At 27.6% G+C, this 19,200-nt stretch carries 20 protein-coding genes; 6 read left to right on the top strand and 14 right to left on the bottom strand.

The features are described 5' to 3' along the window. The first annotated feature begins 486 nt into the window (after positions 1-486). Entirely contained in the window at positions 487-1,035 is a 549-nt protein-coding gene (locus QX51_RS00505; protein ID WP_200886369.1) for a hypothetical protein, read from the top strand. Positions 1,036-1,149: 114 nt separating this feature from the next. Here QX51_RS00505 and QX51_RS00510 read toward each other — a convergent pair whose 3' ends face one another. Next, on the bottom strand, positions 1,150-2,520 hold the full coding sequence (locus QX51_RS00510) for a cation:dicarboxylate symporter family transporter (protein WP_039677943.1): 1,371 nt from the start codon (positions 2,518-2,520) through the stop codon (positions 1,150-1,152). Between the two features lie 181 nt (positions 2,521-2,701). On the opposite strand from QX51_RS00510, the gene QX51_RS00515 reads away from it, so the two are divergent. Next, positions 2,702-3,394: a YjjG family noncanonical pyrimidine nucleotidase gene (locus tag QX51_RS00515; RefSeq protein WP_039677944.1), complete on the top strand. Its 693-nt coding sequence runs from the start codon at positions 2,702-2,704 to the stop codon at positions 3,392-3,394. Positions 3,395-3,518: 124 nt separating this feature from the next. On the opposite strand, the gene QX51_RS00520 is transcribed toward QX51_RS00515, so the two are convergent. Continuing rightward, complete coding sequence (locus tag QX51_RS00520; RefSeq protein ID WP_052232785.1) at positions 3,519-3,929, bottom strand: hypothetical protein; 411 nt, start codon at positions 3,927-3,929, stop codon at positions 3,519-3,521. A 262-nt stretch (positions 3,930-4,191) separates the two neighbouring features. On the opposite strand from QX51_RS00520, the gene QX51_RS00525 reads away from it, so the two are divergent. Beyond that, positions 4,192-5,091, top strand: coding sequence for a cation diffusion facilitator family transporter (locus QX51_RS00525; protein ID WP_039677946.1), 900 nt, complete (start codon positions 4,192-4,194; stop codon positions 5,089-5,091). A 41-nt stretch (positions 5,092-5,132) separates the two neighbouring features. Here the strand turns inward: QX51_RS00525 and QX51_RS00530 are convergent, their stop codons facing one another. The 3 genes from QX51_RS00530 to cysK all read right to left on the bottom strand — a co-directional run bounded on the left by QX51_RS00530 (position 5,133) and on the right by cysK (position 7,446). Beyond that, positions 5,133-5,666 carry a flavodoxin domain-containing protein gene (locus QX51_RS00530; protein WP_039677947.1) on the bottom strand — a complete coding sequence of 178 codons (534 nt, stop codon included), beginning with the start codon at positions 5,664-5,666 and terminating at the stop codon, positions 5,133-5,135. Between the two features lie 302 nt (positions 5,667-5,968). Next, the gene (gene epsC, locus QX51_RS00535; protein WP_039677948.1) at positions 5,969-6,535 is read right to left on the bottom strand and encodes a serine O-acetyltransferase EpsC; all 567 of its coding nucleotides are present in this window, start codon (positions 6,533-6,535) and stop codon (positions 5,969-5,971) included. Between the two features lie 14 nt (positions 6,536-6,549). Beyond that, positions 6,550-7,446, bottom strand: a complete 897-nt coding sequence (gene cysK, locus QX51_RS00540) for a cysteine synthase A (protein WP_039677949.1) — start codon at positions 7,444-7,446, stop codon at positions 6,550-6,552. Between the two features lie 220 nt (positions 7,447-7,666). On the opposite strand from cysK, the gene QX51_RS00545 reads away from it, so the two are divergent. Further along, complete coding sequence (locus tag QX51_RS00545) at positions 7,667-8,269, top strand: helix-turn-helix domain-containing protein (RefSeq protein ID WP_039677950.1); 603 nt, start codon at positions 7,667-7,669, stop codon at positions 8,267-8,269. Positions 8,270-8,348: 79 nt separating this feature from the next. On the opposite strand, the gene QX51_RS00550 is transcribed toward QX51_RS00545, so the two are convergent. Then, the gene (locus QX51_RS00550; protein ID WP_039677951.1) at positions 8,349-8,987 is read right to left on the bottom strand and encodes a nitroreductase family protein; all 639 of its coding nucleotides are present in this window, start codon (positions 8,985-8,987) and stop codon (positions 8,349-8,351) included. 197 nt (positions 8,988-9,184) lie between these two features. On the opposite strand from QX51_RS00550, the gene QX51_RS00555 reads away from it, so the two are divergent. Further along, the gene (locus tag QX51_RS00555) at positions 9,185-9,859 is read left to right on the top strand and encodes a beta/alpha barrel domain-containing protein (RefSeq protein WP_039677952.1); all 675 of its coding nucleotides are present in this window, start codon (positions 9,185-9,187) and stop codon (positions 9,857-9,859) included. 291 nt (positions 9,860-10,150) lie between these two features. On the opposite strand, the gene QX51_RS00560 is transcribed toward QX51_RS00555, so the two are convergent. The 7 genes from QX51_RS00560 to QX51_RS00590 all read right to left on the bottom strand — a co-directional run bounded on the left by QX51_RS00560 (position 10,151) and on the right by QX51_RS00590 (position 16,617). Then, positions 10,151-11,623 (bottom strand): TrkH family potassium uptake protein, encoded by a 1,473-nt coding sequence (locus tag QX51_RS00560; RefSeq protein ID WP_039677953.1) that lies wholly within the window; start codon positions 11,621-11,623, stop codon positions 10,151-10,153. 1 nt (position 11,624) lies between these two features. After that, positions 11,625-12,287 carry a potassium channel family protein gene (locus QX51_RS00565; protein ID WP_039677954.1) on the bottom strand — a complete coding sequence of 221 codons (663 nt, stop codon included), beginning with the start codon at positions 12,285-12,287 and terminating at the stop codon, positions 11,625-11,627. A 26-nt stretch (positions 12,288-12,313) separates the two neighbouring features. Then, entirely contained in the window at positions 12,314-12,760 is a 447-nt protein-coding gene (locus QX51_RS00570; protein WP_052232787.1) for a potassium channel family protein, read from the bottom strand. Between the two features lie 245 nt (positions 12,761-13,005). After that, positions 13,006-13,704: a response regulator gene (locus tag QX51_RS00575; protein WP_039677955.1), complete on the bottom strand. Its 699-nt coding sequence runs from the start codon at positions 13,702-13,704 to the stop codon at positions 13,006-13,008. Further along, positions 13,705-15,219 carry an ATP-binding protein gene (locus QX51_RS00580; RefSeq protein ID WP_079764844.1) on the bottom strand — a complete coding sequence of 505 codons (1,515 nt, stop codon included), beginning with the start codon at positions 15,217-15,219 and terminating at the stop codon, positions 13,705-13,707. A 68-nt stretch (positions 15,220-15,287) separates the two neighbouring features. Further along, positions 15,288-15,611 carry a tetratricopeptide repeat protein gene (locus QX51_RS00585; RefSeq protein WP_039677956.1) on the bottom strand — a complete coding sequence of 108 codons (324 nt, stop codon included), beginning with the start codon at positions 15,609-15,611 and terminating at the stop codon, positions 15,288-15,290. Positions 15,612-15,765: 154 nt separating this feature from the next. Then, a complete protein-coding gene (locus QX51_RS00590) occupies positions 15,766-16,617 on the bottom strand; it encodes a YitT family protein (protein ID WP_039677957.1) in 852 nt (283 codons plus the stop codon). Between the two features lie 1,075 nt (positions 16,618-17,692). Between QX51_RS00590 and QX51_RS00595 the strand changes: the two genes are divergently transcribed. Next, positions 17,693-18,820 (top strand): DUF2974 domain-containing protein, encoded by a 1,128-nt coding sequence (locus QX51_RS00595; protein ID WP_052232788.1) that lies wholly within the window; start codon positions 17,693-17,695, stop codon positions 18,818-18,820. A 60-nt stretch (positions 18,821-18,880) separates the two neighbouring features. Here QX51_RS00595 and ppnP read toward each other — a convergent pair whose 3' ends face one another. After that, complete coding sequence (ppnP, locus tag QX51_RS00600; RefSeq protein WP_039677958.1) at positions 18,881-19,195, bottom strand: pyrimidine/purine nucleoside phosphorylase; 315 nt, start codon at positions 19,193-19,195, stop codon at positions 18,881-18,883. Between the last annotated feature and the right edge of the window lie 5 nt (positions 19,196-19,200).

A 19,200-nucleotide genomic window follows, 5' to 3' on the forward strand; every position in this document is an offset into this window, starting at 1 on the left:
ATTTTATATTTTTTCATTTCCTTCTCTCCTTTTTTATTTTCTCTAATTATATTAATATATTTTTTATAAAAATACAATAAATTTTTATTGTTTTACAATAAATATTTATTGTTAAAACATTTCTAGTAAATTGGAATTCATTTCAAATTAAATATAATTTCCAAAAGTTGCTAGAATATCACTTTTTAACTAAAATTTATGTAATTAACTTAATATAAATATGCTTAATTATAAATTGGAGGTTTTATGAAGAAAATACTATTTATCACAGACTTATATTATAACTCCAAAGGTAGAAATTATTATTAAGAAGATCTATTCCTTACATGTTCTCTTAGAGAAGATTTTAAATTACTTATTTGTAATCCAAATGATATAAATGACTTCAATGAAGATTTTGATTTAATTTTATTTAGAAATACAGGACCTGCTGCCAATTTTGAGAGGGAATATAAGATATTTAGAGATAAAATAAAAACTCATAATTTGCTTACTTACAATTCTTTTGATGGTCATGGATATATGAATGGGAAGGGCTATTTGATGGAACTTACAAACAAAAATATGCCTGTTATCAGAACAATCAACAATATTAATGAGTTTCATAAATTGCCAGATGTTGCAAATTACATAACAAAACCCATAGATGGTGCTGATTCCATAAGCTTAGAGCTTTTAAGTAAAGATGAACTTTTTGAAAAAGTTAAATCCGATAATTACAGTACTTTAATTCAACCATTTATAGATTTTCAGTATGAGGTGTCTTTTTATTACGTAGATAGAAAATTCCAATATGCTCTTTATGCTCCTAATAAAGATGATTTTGATTTTTGCCATGCCTTATTAAACTGGAATAATTTAAGTCATGGTATTCAAAGAATTGATGCATGTAGAGATAAGAATGGAAATTTACTTCTTGTGGAAATTGAAGATTTAAATCCTTATTTATCTTTGTTTGATATTTCTCCAAGTTCAAGAGAAAAGTTTGTTTTATCTTTAAAAGAATCTTTGAATAACATTTTATACAAACTTTAGTAACGCAATAGACTTATATTAATAGTGAATAAATAATTCTTATACAGTTTAAATAAAATAGCAATCACTTTAGACTTTTAAATATCTAAAATGATTGCCATTTTTTCTATTTATTTAAGCTACTTTTACTTCTTTTTTCTCATTAATTTTAAGTGACTTATCTACTGCAACAGCTGCTGTCATTGCTCCATTAACATTTAACATTGTTCTTCCCATATCAAGGATTGGATCTATTGCAATTATTGCCCCTGCCATTGGGAAGTATGCTCCCATTCCCATACCTGATATTACTACAGACACAGACATTGTTGCTGTTCCTGGTATTCCTGCAATACCCAGTGAACTTATTGTTATAACTATTATTAACATCACATAGAAAGTAAAGTTCATTTCTACTCCAGCCATGTTTGCAAGCATTACACTAACTAAAGCTGGATATATTCCTGCACATCCATTCATGCCCATGTTTGAACCTAAACTTGTTACAAAGCTAGCAGTTCCTGATTCCACATTCATGTTTTCTGTCAAAGCTTCCACAGTAACTGGTAATGTTCCTAAACTTGAACGAGATGTGAATGCAAGTATTAATGCTTTTGAAGCATTTTTAATATATGTTATTGGATTCATTCCACTTAAAGTTATTATAACTAAGTGAACCACAAACATAAGCCCTACACTTATATATAATGCTAATATAAAATCAACCACATCTAAAAGTGACTTCACACCTCTACTTGCTATAGTACTAGCCATAAGTGGAACAACAGCATAAGGCATAAGTTTTATTACTGTTATGGCAACAGAAACTATAATTTTATAAAATGCTTCTACAAAATCCATAAATGGTTTTATTATATCTAAGTATTTTTTTGACAGTCTTCTTATTGCCAATCCTATAAACGCTGCAAATATTACTACTGCCACAGTATTTCCATCAGCCATGGCTTTTATTGGATTAGATGGCAATAACCCTCTTATTGTATCTGGAAGTGAAGTTATTTCTCTAAGCTCTTCACTAGCACTTACAGCTTGTATAGAAGAACCTAAATCAAATAAATTCCCAACGATTACAGCAATAATAGCTGCCGTAGCAGTTGTGGCAAAAAACATTCCCATAGATTTAAATGTTAATTTTCCTAAGTCATCTTCTTTCATATTCATTATAACTCTTATGATTGAAACTAAAACTAAAGGCATTACTATCATCTTTAGTAAATCCATAAATCCATTACCAAATAGAGAGTACCATGTACTTACTTCATTTATCCATGTTACTTGACTTGGGTCACTTGGAAATTTTGCTACTGCTTGTATTACTATTCCAAGACCTAACCCCATAAATATGGAAATTATCATTAACTTTGTAAATTTGAATTTTTTGCTTATTTTATTAATTATAAAAAATAATCCTATTAGTGCAATAACCATTAACACACTGTGTATGTTTGTTATCATTAAAAATTGCGATAAAAATGTATTACTCATAAATCCTCCCAAATGTCTATTATCAAATTGATAATCAAAATTATAACATTATCAATTTGATAATACAATAGTTTTTTTATTTTTATAACAATTTAATTATTTTACGATGAAAATTATTCACTACTTTGTTTTCCAATTTATGATATAATTTGTAATAACATTTTATATGGGGGACATAAATATGAAATACAAAGTATTAATTTTTGATGCAGATGAAACATTATTTGATTTTAAAAAAGCTGAAAAGGAGGCTTTCAAAGAAACTATTATTGAGTTTGGAATAGATTATGATGAATCTTATCATTTCGAAACTTATAAGATTATAAATAAAGCCATCTGGAAAGAGTTAGAACAAGGACTTATTACTCAATCTAAACTTAAAATAGAAAGATTTAAAAGGTTATCAGACAAACTTCAAATAGCTTTTGATGAAGTAGAGTTTGCCAATGTTTATATGAAACATTTAGCAAATGGATCCTTTTTATTTGAAGATTCCATGGATTTAGTAGAAAGTATAAAAGATAAGTATACACTTGTAATAGTTACAAATGGCCTTACGGTAGTACAAGAAAAAAGAATTAAACAATCTAGTATAGCAAAATACTTTAAAGATATAGTTATATCTGAAAATGTAGGAGTATCTAAGCCTAATCCTGGAATTTTTGAATATACTTTAAAAGACATGACAGATATTAGTAAAAATGAAGTATTAATGATAGGTGACAGCTTATCATCTGATATACAAGGTGGTACAAATTTCGAGATAGACACTTGTTGGTACAACCCTAACAAAGTTGAAAATAAAACAAATTTAAAACCAACTTATGAAGTATGTTCTTTAAAAGAACTTAAAAATTTATTATTAAATATATAAAAAGTTCTCTTAAATCACTGTATTTACAAATTATTTGGTTAATACTTTAGTCAGTTAACTATCTTGGTTAAAAAGTAAGGAGTACCTCTTAAAATATTTTGAGATACTCCTTTTAAATTTCAAATTAACTTTTCTTTATAAAATCTACATTGCACTTTGGACAATGAATAGAAATCTTCCCTTTCCCCTTAGGTACTCTAACCTTTTGTTTACAAGAAGGACATTTAAAGAATGCATAAGACTTCTTTTGCGCCCTCATTTTATTTTGCTTATCAAGTGATAACTTCACCTTATTAGAAAAATTTAAATATGCACTTCTTTCCGAATATCTTTTATTAAGATTTTTAGAAAACATTCTAAAGTATATAAATACCACCATAATTAATGCTAAAAAATAAAACATATCACCAAGGAAACTTGCTCTACCACTTAATAAAGATATTACTAAACTGACAAATACTAATTTAAATAGAAACTGATTCAATTCATCATTTCCATATCTGCCATACATGAATTTCATTAATTTTTCTTTCATTCTTAATCTCCCTTGAAATTTAATCTTTCGTGTAAAGAATTTTAACATATATAAAGGTTTTTAACAACTTATTTCCATAATACAAAAAATATTATTATAATAATTGTATTTTGGGTATTTATTAGTTGTATTTATATTAATTGGAACAAATGTCATTATCAATTGAGAATGCACTTTGATAATTTTCTCTTGACATAATCACACTTTGCCATTAATATAATATTATTAAATGAGAATAGAAATTTAAATGAGAGGTATTTATATGAATAACAATAGATACGAAGAAGCAACAAAAGTCACATTAATATCTATAATGTGGAATATTATTTTAACATTAATAAAAATCTTAGGGGGTGTAGTTGGAAAATCAAACGCTATGATTGCAGATGGTCTTCACTCCGCCTCAGATATAATAAGTTCTTTAGGAGTTTTAATAGGCAATAAAATTGCAAGAACACCGCATGATAAAGAACATAATTACGGACATGAAAAAGCAGAAACTTTGGTATCATTCTTATTATCAATGTTACTTATCTATGTTGCTTTAACAATAAGTTTTAACGGAGTAAATTCACTACTTCACTTAGAAAATGTTCAAGTTCCTACATTTTTACCACTGATTATTTCTATAATTTCCATAGGAATTAAAGAATATCAATACAGAATAACTATAAAAGTTGCTAAAAAAATAAACTCTCCATCACTAAAAGCAGATGCATGGCACCATAGATCAGACGCTCTATCTTCTGTAGCTGCATTTATTGGTATAGGTGGTTCACTACTTGGATTTAAGGCCTTAGATCCTATTGCAACAGTAATTGTTGGTTTATTTGTTGCAAAGGTAGGATTAGATATTTTCAAAGAAGCAATTAATGAATTAATGGACTATTCCATAGATGAAAAAGATGAATCACAAATCGTATCCATTGCAAACTCTACAGAAGGTGTTTTAAATATTGGAGAACTCAGAACTAGAAAGCATGGTTCTATGGCTTATGTAGATTTAACTATTTGTGTAAATAAGGACTTAACTGTACTTGAGGGACATGAAATTGCAAATAAATTGGAAATATCTATATTAGAAGAATTACAAATTGTAAAAGGTATAACAGTCCACGTTGAGCCTTGTATAAACTGTGACGAGTATAAATGTTGTATTTAATAGAAAAACTCAGCTTAAATTATCTTAAGCTGAGTTTTTCACTATTGTAAATTTATGATATTAATAGCATCAATTATTGGCTTAATACTATCTTTATCTGTAAAATCTACAGGGGTAGTATAGGCTTCTAACATACCTTTTGTGTTTTCATCCATTTCTTCTTCTTTTTGTCTTTTTAGTATCATTTTAAACATATTCATCATCAATTTATCTGGAGCAGTTAGATTTTTATAATTAAATGCTCCTCTTAAATAAAAATGTTTTATATTATCAGTATCTTTAAAATTATTTTTATTTACTTCTTCTAAGATTTTATCATCCATAATTGATAAACCTACAGAAAATACTATAAGATTTTTATTTTTTAATTTATCAATATCTTTATAAATTTGTTTGAAACCTTTGATACTGCCTGCATGTAACCAACCGCCAAAAACAATATTATCATAGTTCAATAAGTCATCTATATTTATATTTCCTATTTTTGACACCTTACAATTTAGCTCTTCTCCTATCCATTTTGCGTATTTTTCCGTACTTCCATATTTTGATTTATAAACAACTATATTTTTCATTTTAATTCCCCCCCTATTTATTTTAATGCGTTTTCAACGCATTTTAAATATAAACTAGATGATTCTTACTTATTTTTAATTATTTTTAAACTGTTTTTTCTTCTTCTGTAAAACCCAAACTCACTTTTTTATTATATCAATATTATTTAACATTATTGCTCTATATTCCTCGGAACCTTCTAAAATTAAATTAATGTATGTTTTGAATAAGTTTTTAATATTATTTTTTCATTTGAATCATTTAATTTTAGATTGCTCAATTTCTTTTTTACATGAAAAAAAGAGGTGTTAACCTCTCTTATTTATATAAAATATATAACGTTGTCTATTTCTTCTTTATCCATATTGCATGTGTTATACTTAATTTTTGCAGGAATACCTACAGCCGTACTATTTGATGGCATATCTCTTAAAACTACTGAATTAGCTCCTATTTTACAATGATTCCCTATATTAATCGGACCCAATATTTTTGCTCCAGATCCAACTACAATATCATCCCCTAGTGTAGGATGTCTTTTAAATTCTTTTTCATTTCCTGTTGCACCTATAGTGGCCCCTTGATATATAGTAACTCTATCTCCAATTATGGAGGTCTCTCCTATAACTACTCCACTTCCATGATCTATAAGTGTACCCATACCTATTTGTGCTCCTGGATGAATTTCTATTCCAGTAAAAAATCTACTAGTCTGAGAAATTAATCTAGCAATAAAAAATCTTTTCTTTGTATAAAAGAAGTGAGATATCCTATACATTATAAGAGAGTGAACAGAAGGATATAACAAAAATACTTCTATCTTATTTCTGGCTGCTGGATCATTTTCCATTATAAAATTTATATCTGCTCTCATATGTTGAAAAAGCATAGTCTACCCCCTCCTTAAAAAATTCCCATGGACATGTATTTATCTACTCCATCTGGAGCAATAGTTACTATCTTTTTATCAGGATACTTTTTAGAAATTTCTATTGCACCAAATACATTTGCACCAGAAGATATACCCACTAATACTCCCAATTTATTTGCAAGTAATCTAACAATATTAAAAGCATCTTCGTCACTTACTGTTATTACCTTATCTACTATATTTTCATCATAGTTTTTAGGTATAAAGTTTGCACCTATTCCTTGGATTTTATGTGGACCTGCCTTTTTTTCAGTAATCAATGGTGATGATTTTGGTTCTATACCTACCACTTCTATATTTTCATCTTTTTCTTTTAAAAACTTTCCAATACCACTTATAGTTCCACCAGAACCAATTCCTGCTATTATCACATTTACATCTGATACTTCTTTATATATTTCTGGTCCTGTAATATCATAATGCACTTTTGGATTGTCTTCATTTTCAAACTGTCCAAGATTTATATAATTTTCATTTTCTTTTAATAATTTTTTCAATTTCTCTATGGAACCATTCATTCCCTTTGATCCTTCAGTCAAAATAAGTTCTGCTCCAAAAGCCTTTACCAACTGTCTTCTTTCAATGCTCATAGTTTCTGGCATTATAATCACAACTTTATATCCTTTTAGATTTCCTGCCATGGCAAGACCTATACCTGTATTTCCACTTGTAGCCTCAACCAATACACTACCTTCTTTTAATACTCCTCTTCTCTCTGCTCCTTCAATCATGGAGAGTGCTATTCTATCTTTTATACTTCCTCCTGGATTATATTTTTCCAATTTCACATATACATTTTCATATCCTATTTTATCTAAAGATATAATAGGTGTGTTACCTATTAACTCCAATCCATCTTTATATATCATTTTTATTCCTCCCAACATTTTAATTATCAAAATGATAATATCATTGTAGCATTATCATTTTGATAACACAAGCATTTTATTATCATTTTGATAATTTCTTTCTATATTTCAAAATTTTACCTGTTTTAAAATATTAAAATTGATAAAAATTAACAATAATAATATGGTATACTTAAATAAACCACATCTTTTAAAATAAAATATGTTGGGAGGTTAAATTTTGAAATTAATTGATATAAAAAATTATATACAAAGCGTTTGCCAAAACATTTCAACCGTACTTGATGTAGATGTTACTGTAGTGTCAAAAGATTTAGTAAGAATAGCCGGCACAGGAATTTTTAAAGATAAAATTGATGAAAAAATATCTGATAAATCTGCTTATTCTAATGTATTAATATCTGGAGAATCTTACATTATCAATCGGGAAATAGAACATAGTTGCAAAGATTGTATCCATAGCAAAGATTGCAAAGAGTTAGCTGACATTTGTACTCCTATAAGACTTGGCAATCACAATATCGGAATACTTGGTATCGCAGCTTTCACAGAGGAAGACAAAAATAAAATTTTATCTAAGGATCAAGAATTATGCGAATTTATCAGTAGTATGTCTAACTTAATTTCTTATAAATTAGATGAAATGTACAAAGAGGAAATTCGAACTGTTGAAGAATTGGAAAAACAAGAAATTGAAAAAGCAATAAAAAAATACGGAAGTAATACACAAGAAATGAAACAAGTTGCAAAGGCATTAAACATTGGAATAGCCACACTTTATAGAAAAGTAAAAAAATATAATATTAATGCTGAAGAAGAATAATTAAAAACAGTAGATTTGCATATGCAAATCTACTGTTTTTAATTTACAACTTTGTGCCTCGAGCACAGCTAATTTTTTATTAATCTATAAATGTAACTACATCTTCTAATGGCTTACGAGGTGGCTTAGGTGGAGTATTTTCGTCTGGCACTCCTATTGATATCATTGACATTAGTTCGTAGCCTTCCTTATTGAATCCTATAAGATTTTCTATTTCTGTTTTAGCATGTGTTGGACCTGTCATATAACAACTTCCATAACCCATTTCAGTTGCAGCTAATAATATATTTTCCACTGCTGCTCCTATACCTTGTGCTCCTGATTGAGGTGACACTAATACATCTAAGACTTCCTTAGGGGCATCATTTTCTTTTAAAATTTTATATTCTATCATATCATATTCACAAGCATAAACTAAGATAACTACTGGAGCATTTTTAAAGCTGGTATAATATTTAATCACACTCATATGCTTTTTAAAATCCTTTTCATTTTTAGCAAGTGACCCTATATTTTCATGACTTTTAGTTACTATCTCTGCCATTTCATTTATTATATCTCTATTTTGTAATACAACAAAATGCCAATTTTGCTGATGTTTTGGTGATGGAGCTTCTGTTCCTGCTTTAATTAGTTCTAAAATATCTTCTCTTGGTATTTCAGTACTTTTAAATTTTCTAACACTTTTACGGTTATGTATTAAATCTAAATTTACCATTAGTACTACTCCTTATAATGTAATCTTATTCAAATTGATTATATACACTAGATTATTTTCTGTCAAATACTTTTATTTATTAATGTAAAGATTTTAATAAGCCTTATTCTACATAGAAATTAATCTCATTGGAGATATTAAATAAGAAATTATAATTTTTGTTTAAAATATCCTTTTTTGAATTGGAGGTTTATTATATGAAAGAGATGCCAACAGCCATTGATGGAACTCTTCGAAAATCTTTTCTTCGTGTCCCAGAAGTCATCAGAGAATGTAGTGGAATTAATGTCTTTGGTAAAAGAATTAAGTCCTTAGTATATACAACAGATTTAGCAATCATAAGAAATGTAAATGCAGATGCAATTTTAGCAGTTTATCCTTTTACACCTCAACCAGTAATTACTCAAGCTTTACTTTTAGCTGCTGATATACCCGTATTTGCTGGGGTCGGTGGTGGTCTTACAAAAGGTCTTCGTTCTGTTATGTTGGGTACAAACGCTGAAATACAAGGTGCTATAGGCGTTGTTGTAAATGCACCAACATCTAACGAAACCCTAAAAAGTTTGTCTGATGCTTTGGATATTCCAGTGGTTGTTAGTGTCATAAGTGAGGATACGGATATAGTAGAAAGAATAAATGCAGGTGCTAGCATATTAAATGTATCTGCATCAAAAGATACTCCAAAAATAGTTGCTAAAATAAGAAAAGAATATCCTAAGTTTCCTATTATAGCAACTGGTGGACCAAGTGACGAAACCATACGAGAAACTATAAGAGCTGGTGCCAATGCCATAACTTGGACACCACCAACTGTTCCTCATCTTTTTAAAGGTGTGATGAACTCTTATAGAAGTAATTTGGAGCATCACTAAAAAGCAGTGAAAATCACTGCTTTTTTATCTTTTATAATCTCCATAAGATAATACTTTTACAGTTATGCTGGAAATTTTTCTTTATCTACAAAGTCAATGTATTTCACATATTGTAGCTGTATACCATATACCCCCAAGAAATTGTCATTGTATTTGCTATATCTTTATCTTTTACTATAAGATAAAACTCCTCTTTTACTTAGTTTTTTCATTGATATTGCCAAATCTTCATAAAAATACATTGCAAATCATCCCCTTCTATAAGAAATTTATTCAGATTATAAATACATATTAAAAATTATATTCTATTTTTTCTCTTTTCATATTATTTAAAATTTTAATGACAGCAATTATTATAACCCAAATTTCAAGACGTCCAAATAGCATAGCAAATATTTCTGTCCATAATATAATAGCTGGTGCCATTGGTGATGTTACTCCTACTGATAATCCCACTGTACCTAAGGCAGATGCAAATTCAAATAAGGAGTCTTGAAGTGAATAATTATTTAATAACATTATGGATACACCTATCACATATATAGTCATATACATAAATGCATAATTAGATATATCTTTTCTATCACTATCTTTTATATATACTTTCCCCTCAGGCTTGTATACATAATCCTCATTCACCAAATGAGGTGAAGCAAATTTACTTTTTATATTCCATATACAATTTCTACATAATATATAAACTCTATATAACTTAATTCCTCCTGCAGTAGATCCTGCTCCACCACCAATTATCATAAGTATTATCATAATAAATATGGCAAAACCATTCCAATCATTATAAGTTACCGTAGAAAACCCTGTAGTTGTAAGCGCAGATATAAGTTCAAACATAGACCTTCTAAGACCTATATATACATTTCCATATAGGTAGCTCAAAGAGAAAAATCCAACTAAAGGTACACATATACCTAAAATAAAAAACATAAATTTAATTTCTCCCAATTGAAAGAATTTCTTAAATTTACCCTTTATTAAAAGTAAATGAGCAGCAAAATTTGTTGTTCCAAGTAACATTAAAATAATAGTTACAAGCTCTATGGAAAAACTATTGTATGCTCCTATACTTTCACTTCTTACACCAAAACCTCCTGTTGATAAAGCTGCAATAGAATTATTTATAGCATCAAATAAAGGCATTCCAAAAATACAATATAACACTATACCTGATATAACATAGCCACTATATATTGATAATATCAATCTGGATGATTTTAATAAGTTAGGTAGTAAATTATCTAAATGACCTTCGCAATTATATAAACTCATTCCAAAAGTTGCAGAAAGAGCTGATACCATTACAAGTACAATCCCCACGCCTCCAAAAAAGTTCATTATACTCCTGTGAATCAGATAAATTTTAGGACAATTATCCACATCTACCACAGAAAGACCAGTAGTTGTCCATCCACTGACAGCTTCAAAAATACTTTGAGTAAAATTTAGCATATCACTTAAGTAAAAAGGCATGGCTGATATAAATATAGCTAATATCCATGTTAAAGTTACTATTACAGCATCTTCTCCCACTGATAATTTTTTATTTTTATTAATCGGAATAATTTTTTTAATTATTAACCCTAAAATCATGGAAAGTACTCCTGGGATAAAGAAATACTTTCCATAAATAAATTCTTCAGGATATGCAACTAAAACTAATAATGGAATTAAGTTTATAACACCTATTATAATTAAAAATACACCTATATAAGATATAATTATATTATTTGATAATTTGCTTTTCATTTTATGCACCTCTAACCACATTGTTCAAAATTGTATTTTGTAAATTAGGTGGTGACAATATAATAAGCTTATCATGAGGTAATATTTTTGTATTCCCATTTGGGATTATACTTTGTTTGCCTCTAATAATACATCCTATAATAGCATCTTGTGAAAATTCTATATCTTTTAGTAACTTATTACTTATATGGTACTTTTCTTTTACTACTACTTCAATTATAGATATTGATCCATCTTCAATAGGCATAAAATTATAAATTTCATTTACTGTTGTAACTTGTTCAATCATCTCTGCTACAACATAAGTTGCACTTATGGCTGTATCTATACCTAATTTTTTGAAAACTTCCACATTTTTGGGATTGCAAACTGTAGCAAAAGCTTTTTTTATACCATATACTTTCTTCGCAAGTTGGCATATAACTAAATTATCACTATCGCTGCTTGTCATTGCAATAACAACATTATTTTTATTTATCTTTGCTTCTTCTAATATATAAGGTTTACTACCATCACCACAAATTACTGTTACATCATATTTTCTTGATATATTTTTGCAATAATCATAATCATCATGTATAAAAGTTATATTATGAAATTTATTACTTAATGAATTTAATAAATATTCTGTAGTATCTCTTCCACCAACAATTAATATATTCATTTTCTTATCTCCTCATTAATTTTTCTTTATATTACCTTTCTATCTTCTATATACTGTGTTTTCATTTTTCCGAGTAATTTTTCAAATTCATTAATAGTTAATTTAGTTGGATAAATTATATTTATATCAAAATCCTTGTAAACAATTTCTTTTTCTGTATCATATAATCTACTCACTACATTTTCCACGTTAAAAATTTCCTTTCCAATTTCTGAAATCATTATATTTGTATTATCATTATTTGTGGCACAAACTAAAGTATCTGCTTTTTTTATTCCTGCTTCAACTAAAACTTCCACGTCTGTAGCATTTCCTTCTATTTTGAATCCACTATAATCCCTTGATATTTTTCTAAAGTTACTTTTATCTATATCAATAATAACCACTTCATAATCCTTCGATGATAGAATTGATGCTATATTAGCACCAAATCTACTACAACCAGCAATTATAATATAATTATTTTTTTTCATTTTCATTATCTCCTTGTTTTTGTTATTGTAATGAGTATATTTTAACAAAGAGGTTATAAATTTTGTATTAAGATATAATAAAGGATATAAAGATTGTGTTAAGATTTTCTTTATATTACTAAAAAAGTATAAAAATTTACTTCGCTTAAGCTCTACGTAAATACTACACTTTAATCCCATGAGTGGTCACCTTAACTTTTATGTGAGCAATGATTTCACAAAAAAAAGAAGCCTTTAAGCTTCTTTTATTCATCAACTAGACGATATCCAATTCCCATTTCTGTAATTATATATTCTGGTTGTGCTGGGTCTTTTTCAATTTTTCTTCTTATACTTGCCATAAAAACCCTTAAGGATTGTGTTTCATTTTCCAAGTATGTTCCCCAAATCTCTTTTATTATAAATTTGTGAGTTAAAACTCTTCCACTATACTTACTCATAAGTACTATTATTTTATACTCAATTGGGGTAAGGTGAATATTTTCTCCTCTTACAAACACTTTTCGTTTTTCATAATCTATCTCCAAATCCCTAAGTTTAAATAAGGTTTTTTCTTCAATAGTATTATTGGTAGTAAAAGCATTTCTCAGACCTACTCTAACTCTAGCCAATAATTCTGAAATGCTAAAAGGTTTTGTTAAATAATCATCAGCTCCCATATCTAGTGCCTCAACCTTATCTCTTTCTCTGCCTCTTGCTGATACTACAATTATTTTTGCCTTTGTATTTTCTCTAATTTGTTTTATTACATCTATTCCATCCATATCAGGTAAACCTAAATCAAGAATTATTATATCTGGATTTGCAGAATATACAAGTGATATGGCATTACTTCCTAAATTTGTATCTATACATTTATAGTTTTGAGCTTCCAACGATACTTTTATAAACTTACTAATGGGATTATCATCTTCCACGACTAAAATTAATGGTTTTATCTCCATTTATGCCTCTCTTTCTATAGGTATGGAAAAGCTAAAAGTTGCTCCTCCTAACTCATTATTAAATACTTTGATTGTCCCTCCATGTGCCTCTACAATGGATTTACATATTGCTAGTCCTAAGCCAACGCCTCTTTGTTCATTTCCCGAACCTCTATTTTTTGTGAAAAATCTTTGAAAAATATTATCCAAATCTTCTTTTAATATTCCATTTCCATTATCTTTAACCTGAAATATTACTTTATCTTTTTCTTTTTCAATAATAATTTGTATTTCACAACCCTTAGGTGTATATCTAACACCATTTTGAATTAAGTTTACTAATACTTGCTCTATAAGCAAACCATCAATATCTATTAAAATAATCTCTTCTGGTAAAAACAATTTGATCTCATGATCATTGGAATATTTTTTTACCTTAGATATGGACTCCACAACTATTTCATCTAAAACTTCCATGTTTTTATTAATTTTTAATCTACCTTCATCTATCCTAGTCATACTAAGGATATTTTCAAAAGACTGACTAAGCCACACTGTATCATCATAAATATTTTTAAGTAAATCTTTTTTAATATTAGTTTCAAGTAAATCATAATTATCCATTATGGTAGAAACTGAACCTAATATGCTAGCAAGAGGGGTTCTTAAATCATGAGAAATTGATCTTAATAAATTTCCTCTAAGTCTTTCACTTTCAGCTTCTAAATTTACTAATCGGTTTTTTTCATATAATTCTTCTCTTTGTATAGCAAGGGCAAGCTGCGCACATATTGACTGTAACACCATACTTTCACTACTTTCTGTAGTTAATTTATCATCATAATATATACCTACTACACCTATGACCTTCTCATCATTTTTTATGGGATAGTAAGATGAATTTAGTTCCTCATAATAAGGTGTACCCTTGCCTACTACTTTACCTATTTCATAAGTATATTTTATTGCTTTTTTATCTAAACAACTTGAAAAAGTATATTTTAATTCCTCATCCTTTAAACTGTAAATATATTGTTCTTCATTACCATCATTTATAAGAATTATAATATCTTTTTTTAAAATTTCCACCAAACTTTCACCAGAAAAATCTAATACTTGCTTTTTATTTCTTGCACCTAAAAGTTTTTTATTACTTATATATAATTCTTCTATTGTTTTCTCCCTTAAGCTACAAGACTCTGCTTCCTTTTTCACTCTAGATGTAAGCGTACTAGTAATTAAGGCTGTAATTAGCATTATTAAAAATGTTATAGGATAATCTGCTCTATCTGCCATTAGTGTGTAGTACGGCTCTGTAAAAAAGAAATTAAATGAAAGAACACTTATTATGGACGCAAGTATTCCATAAACATATCCATTTGTAATACTGGATGTAAATAGTACTCCCAAAATATAAACTAAAATTATTGTTGCCTCATTTAAGTTTATATTCCAAAATACAAAGGATATAATAATATCTAGTATCATAATAATTATAGTTCTAAAAAAATCATCTCTATAAGTTTTAAGTTTCATAAAATTTCCCTCATACTAATTTTATCTTATTCTTCTATTATAAAATATTTCGGTGAAAATTTCTTCTATCAACTTATTTCTTCTCCATAATCTATATATTTGTCACTACATATATATCTAAAAGTTCCTAATCTTTCAAGGTTTTTTATTGGAGCAATAAAATCCGGTTCCAAATCACAAGCAACTCTATAATGCTTTCTTGCTCTATTAAAATCTCCATGCTTTTCATAATATATTCCCAATAGATTATGAATTTTTCCAGAAGATAAATCTTCGACCATTGCCTCTTTAATATTATTAATAGCTGCATCATAATCATTCATTTTTAAATAATAAATAACTTTATCAATTTTATTATTAATACTACTATTCTTTTGACATGCTTTAATCATATTACTCAACTCCTATTTTTATAATATATTACTATTATATTTATATTTTAGTTAAGTTCATATTAAGTTTTTTATAATCGTATAAAGATTTTGTGAAGATTAAAGACTCCTTTAATATAAAAAAGCAGCAATAATTAAATTGCTGTTTTGTAGACTATAATTTTTTTTCTTTAAATCCACCACCTTTTACTTCATCAATATTATTAATTGAGACGAAAGCATTTTTATCTTCTTTATATATTATTTCTTTTATTTTAGCAACTTGACTAGATGCAACTACACAATATATCATTTTCTTGTTCACTTTTGAGTAAGCACCTTGTGCATCTAAGAAAGTTACACCTTTACCTGTGGTCTTCATTATATTACTCGCTATCTCACCATATTTTTCTGATATAAGCAAAATCAACTTTTGTTTATTAAAAATATCCTTTGCCTTTTCTATTGATATGGATGTTAAATACATGGAAATTAATGTATACATTGCTTTAAGTCCACCAAATAACACTCCACCCACACATATAATAAAAAAGTTTATTACTAGTGATGCATTCTTTATGGATATATCGTATTTAATTTTTAGAGCTGCCATTACAATATCCAAGCCTCCAACAGATGAGTTTGCTTTAAATATTAATCCAACTCCAACACCAATTAGAATACCTCCAAAAATACTTTGAATCATTAGGTCATCTATCCTTATATATTTATAAAGATTTTCTGAAATTCCTAAAGCAAAAGAATAAATAAACATATTTATAATACTTGTAAAAAAGAACTCTTTATCCACATACTTTTTACAAATAATAAAAATTGGAATATTCATTACTATTATGGCTATACCTTGATTAATTCCAAATAATTTATTTAGTATGACTACTATTCCTGCAAGACCACTACTAAGCAGGTCTGCTGGTGCTAAAAATCCATTGATTCCTATGGCAGATATTATTATTCCTATAATTATTAATAATTGCTTTCCGACTTTACTTTCTAAAAAATCCACCTGTCACTCCCCCCTTTTTACATATATTCCCAATTACTATTCTATCTAATTTCTCATTATAATGGATAAGAATTATGTATAATGATTTTTTTAGATAAAAGCTTTACTTTTCACCAACCACATCCTCTAATTTGGCCTCATATTGTTAAAGCATTTTCATTTAAATTTAGTAGTATAATAAAAAAGCTGCTTATATTAATAATAAACAGCTTTTTATATATTTTATGTTTGATATACAGACATTAATATAATAAGTGACTAATTATTATATTTCAACTAGACATACTTGCCTCCTTAATTTGAGACTGTAATATTATATTAATACCTGGTGCAATTTGTTATATTTTGTATTTTATTATATATCAATCTTACTTTTTTATTAATATTAATATTTCAAGTACTAAATCAACTTGATCAATATTTAGATATACTTTCATATCAGGTTAATTTTTATATTTATAACAAGATGCTGGCAACAATTAAGTTACTGATTTTTTCAAATTTTTGTATAAGCTCTAGTATTTTGCCTTTCCCAGGAAATACATATACTAACTCCAAGTACTGCTTTACTATATCATCTATCTTTATTACTTACTATTTCATATCTTTTCCTTATTTTATAGTAACTTTAAAACTAATTTGATTATATAACTTTAAAACAACTCCATTTTTCCTTAACATAGATCTTAAAATACAATACGAAAAAACTATTTGCAAATGATAAGTATATAACATACTATTTTGCTGCTTCATCCTAATCTATATTTCCCTGCAAATTATTTTCAATAAATTTTATATGTTCATTTAATTAGTACTACTCTCTCAAACACAACATCTTTTATTTAATTCTACATTCATACATAATATCCTTTGTTAAAATAAAATACTGCATACTACTACAAATTTAAAATAGTAACCACAGTAAACTACTGTGATTCCTATAAATATACATTTATTTATAAAATTATTAAAAATAAAGAAATTTGTGTTATGTAAGTTATTAATAATAATGTTATTAAAATTATAATTAATTGAGTATATTGATAATATAAGATTAATTCTTAAGGAGGCTATTATGAGGAATATAATTGACTATGTGGAAAGTGAATTTCACACCATGAATGAAAAAAAATTTAATACTGTAGACTCTCTTATTCTTTCTCAAGTTACCAACTACTTATACGATGACTTAGTAGGTAATTTGTCTAACCTTAAACCTCCTATATATTTTAAAGATCTATTGAAAGCAGAATACTTTGGAAAAATGTTTCGTAGCTTTATTTTACCTAAAAAAAATAAACACCTATTATTTTCTTTAGCTGCAAGTCCAAGGTTTAGAAATATTGAAATTAATTATCATGTATCAAAAATAGACTCCGATGAAGAAAAACAATTTTCTGCTACAACATTTATATTGAGTAACGAGTTTGCTTATTTGGGTTTTAGAGGAACGGATACTACTGTAGTTGGTTGGAAAGAAGATTTTAATATGGCTTTTGTTTGCCCTATCCCATCTCAACTTGAAGGGGTTGATTATGTAAATACAATTGCAAAATTATTGCCCCATAAGTTATATATTGGAGGCCATTCAAAAGGTGGCAATATTGCTGTTTATTCTGCAATGAATTGTAACAATAGTATAAAGCCTAGGATAGAAAAAATATATAGTCATGATGGACCTGGTTTTAGAGAAGAAGTTATAAAAAGTGAAGAATTTAAATCTATTAAATATAAAATAAATAAAACTATACCCTACTCATCCTTAGTTGGTATTCTGCTTGAAAATCATGAATATTATCATGTTGTAAAAAGTAGCGGTGTAGGAGGTATTATGCAGCATGATCCTTTTTGGTGGGAAGTTGGAAATGAAGATTTCATATACCTAGACGAACTGTCATCAAAATCTAAATATATTAACAAAACTCTCAATACTTGGCTTAGTCAAATTTCTGATGAAAAACGCAAACAATTTATAGAAGCCTTGTTTGAAATTTTAAATTCAACAAAATGTGAAACCATTACTGATATTGCAGTTAACTGGAAAACTAATCTTCCTATTATCTTGGATGCGATAAAGCATATGGACCCAGAGGAAAAAGTTCTTATCATGGAGTTATTTAGACAATTAGCTTTTTTATCCATTAAAATCATGTCAAAGAATGATAAAAACTATGTAATTTTACAAAACAGAAATAAATCATAAATTCTTCAAAAAAACTGTAATGAGATTATAAATAAATCTCATTACAGTTTTTTACTTATCTTACTTGTCTTTATAAGAACAACAATAATCTCCGTAAGTTTTAACTATTACTTCAAAACTTGATTTTTCTGGAACTATAAAGCTATCTCCTTCTTCATAAGTTCTAAACTCACTTTCATTAGGTAGACGAATATCCATTTCTCCGCCTATAACCTCCATTAATTCTTCCACACCCGTATTAAATACATACTCGCCTGGCATCATAAATCCTAGAGTTTTTCTTTCTCCATTTTCCAAATAAATAGTTCTACTAGTTACTTTTCCATCAAAATATACTGTAGCTTTTTTTACAACTTTTACATTATTAAATTCCATATTAT

Source organism: Terrisporobacter othiniensis (genome assembly GCF_000808015.1).
GTDB classification, from domain to species: domain Bacteria; phylum Bacillota; class Clostridia; order Peptostreptococcales; family Peptostreptococcaceae; genus Terrisporobacter; species Terrisporobacter muris.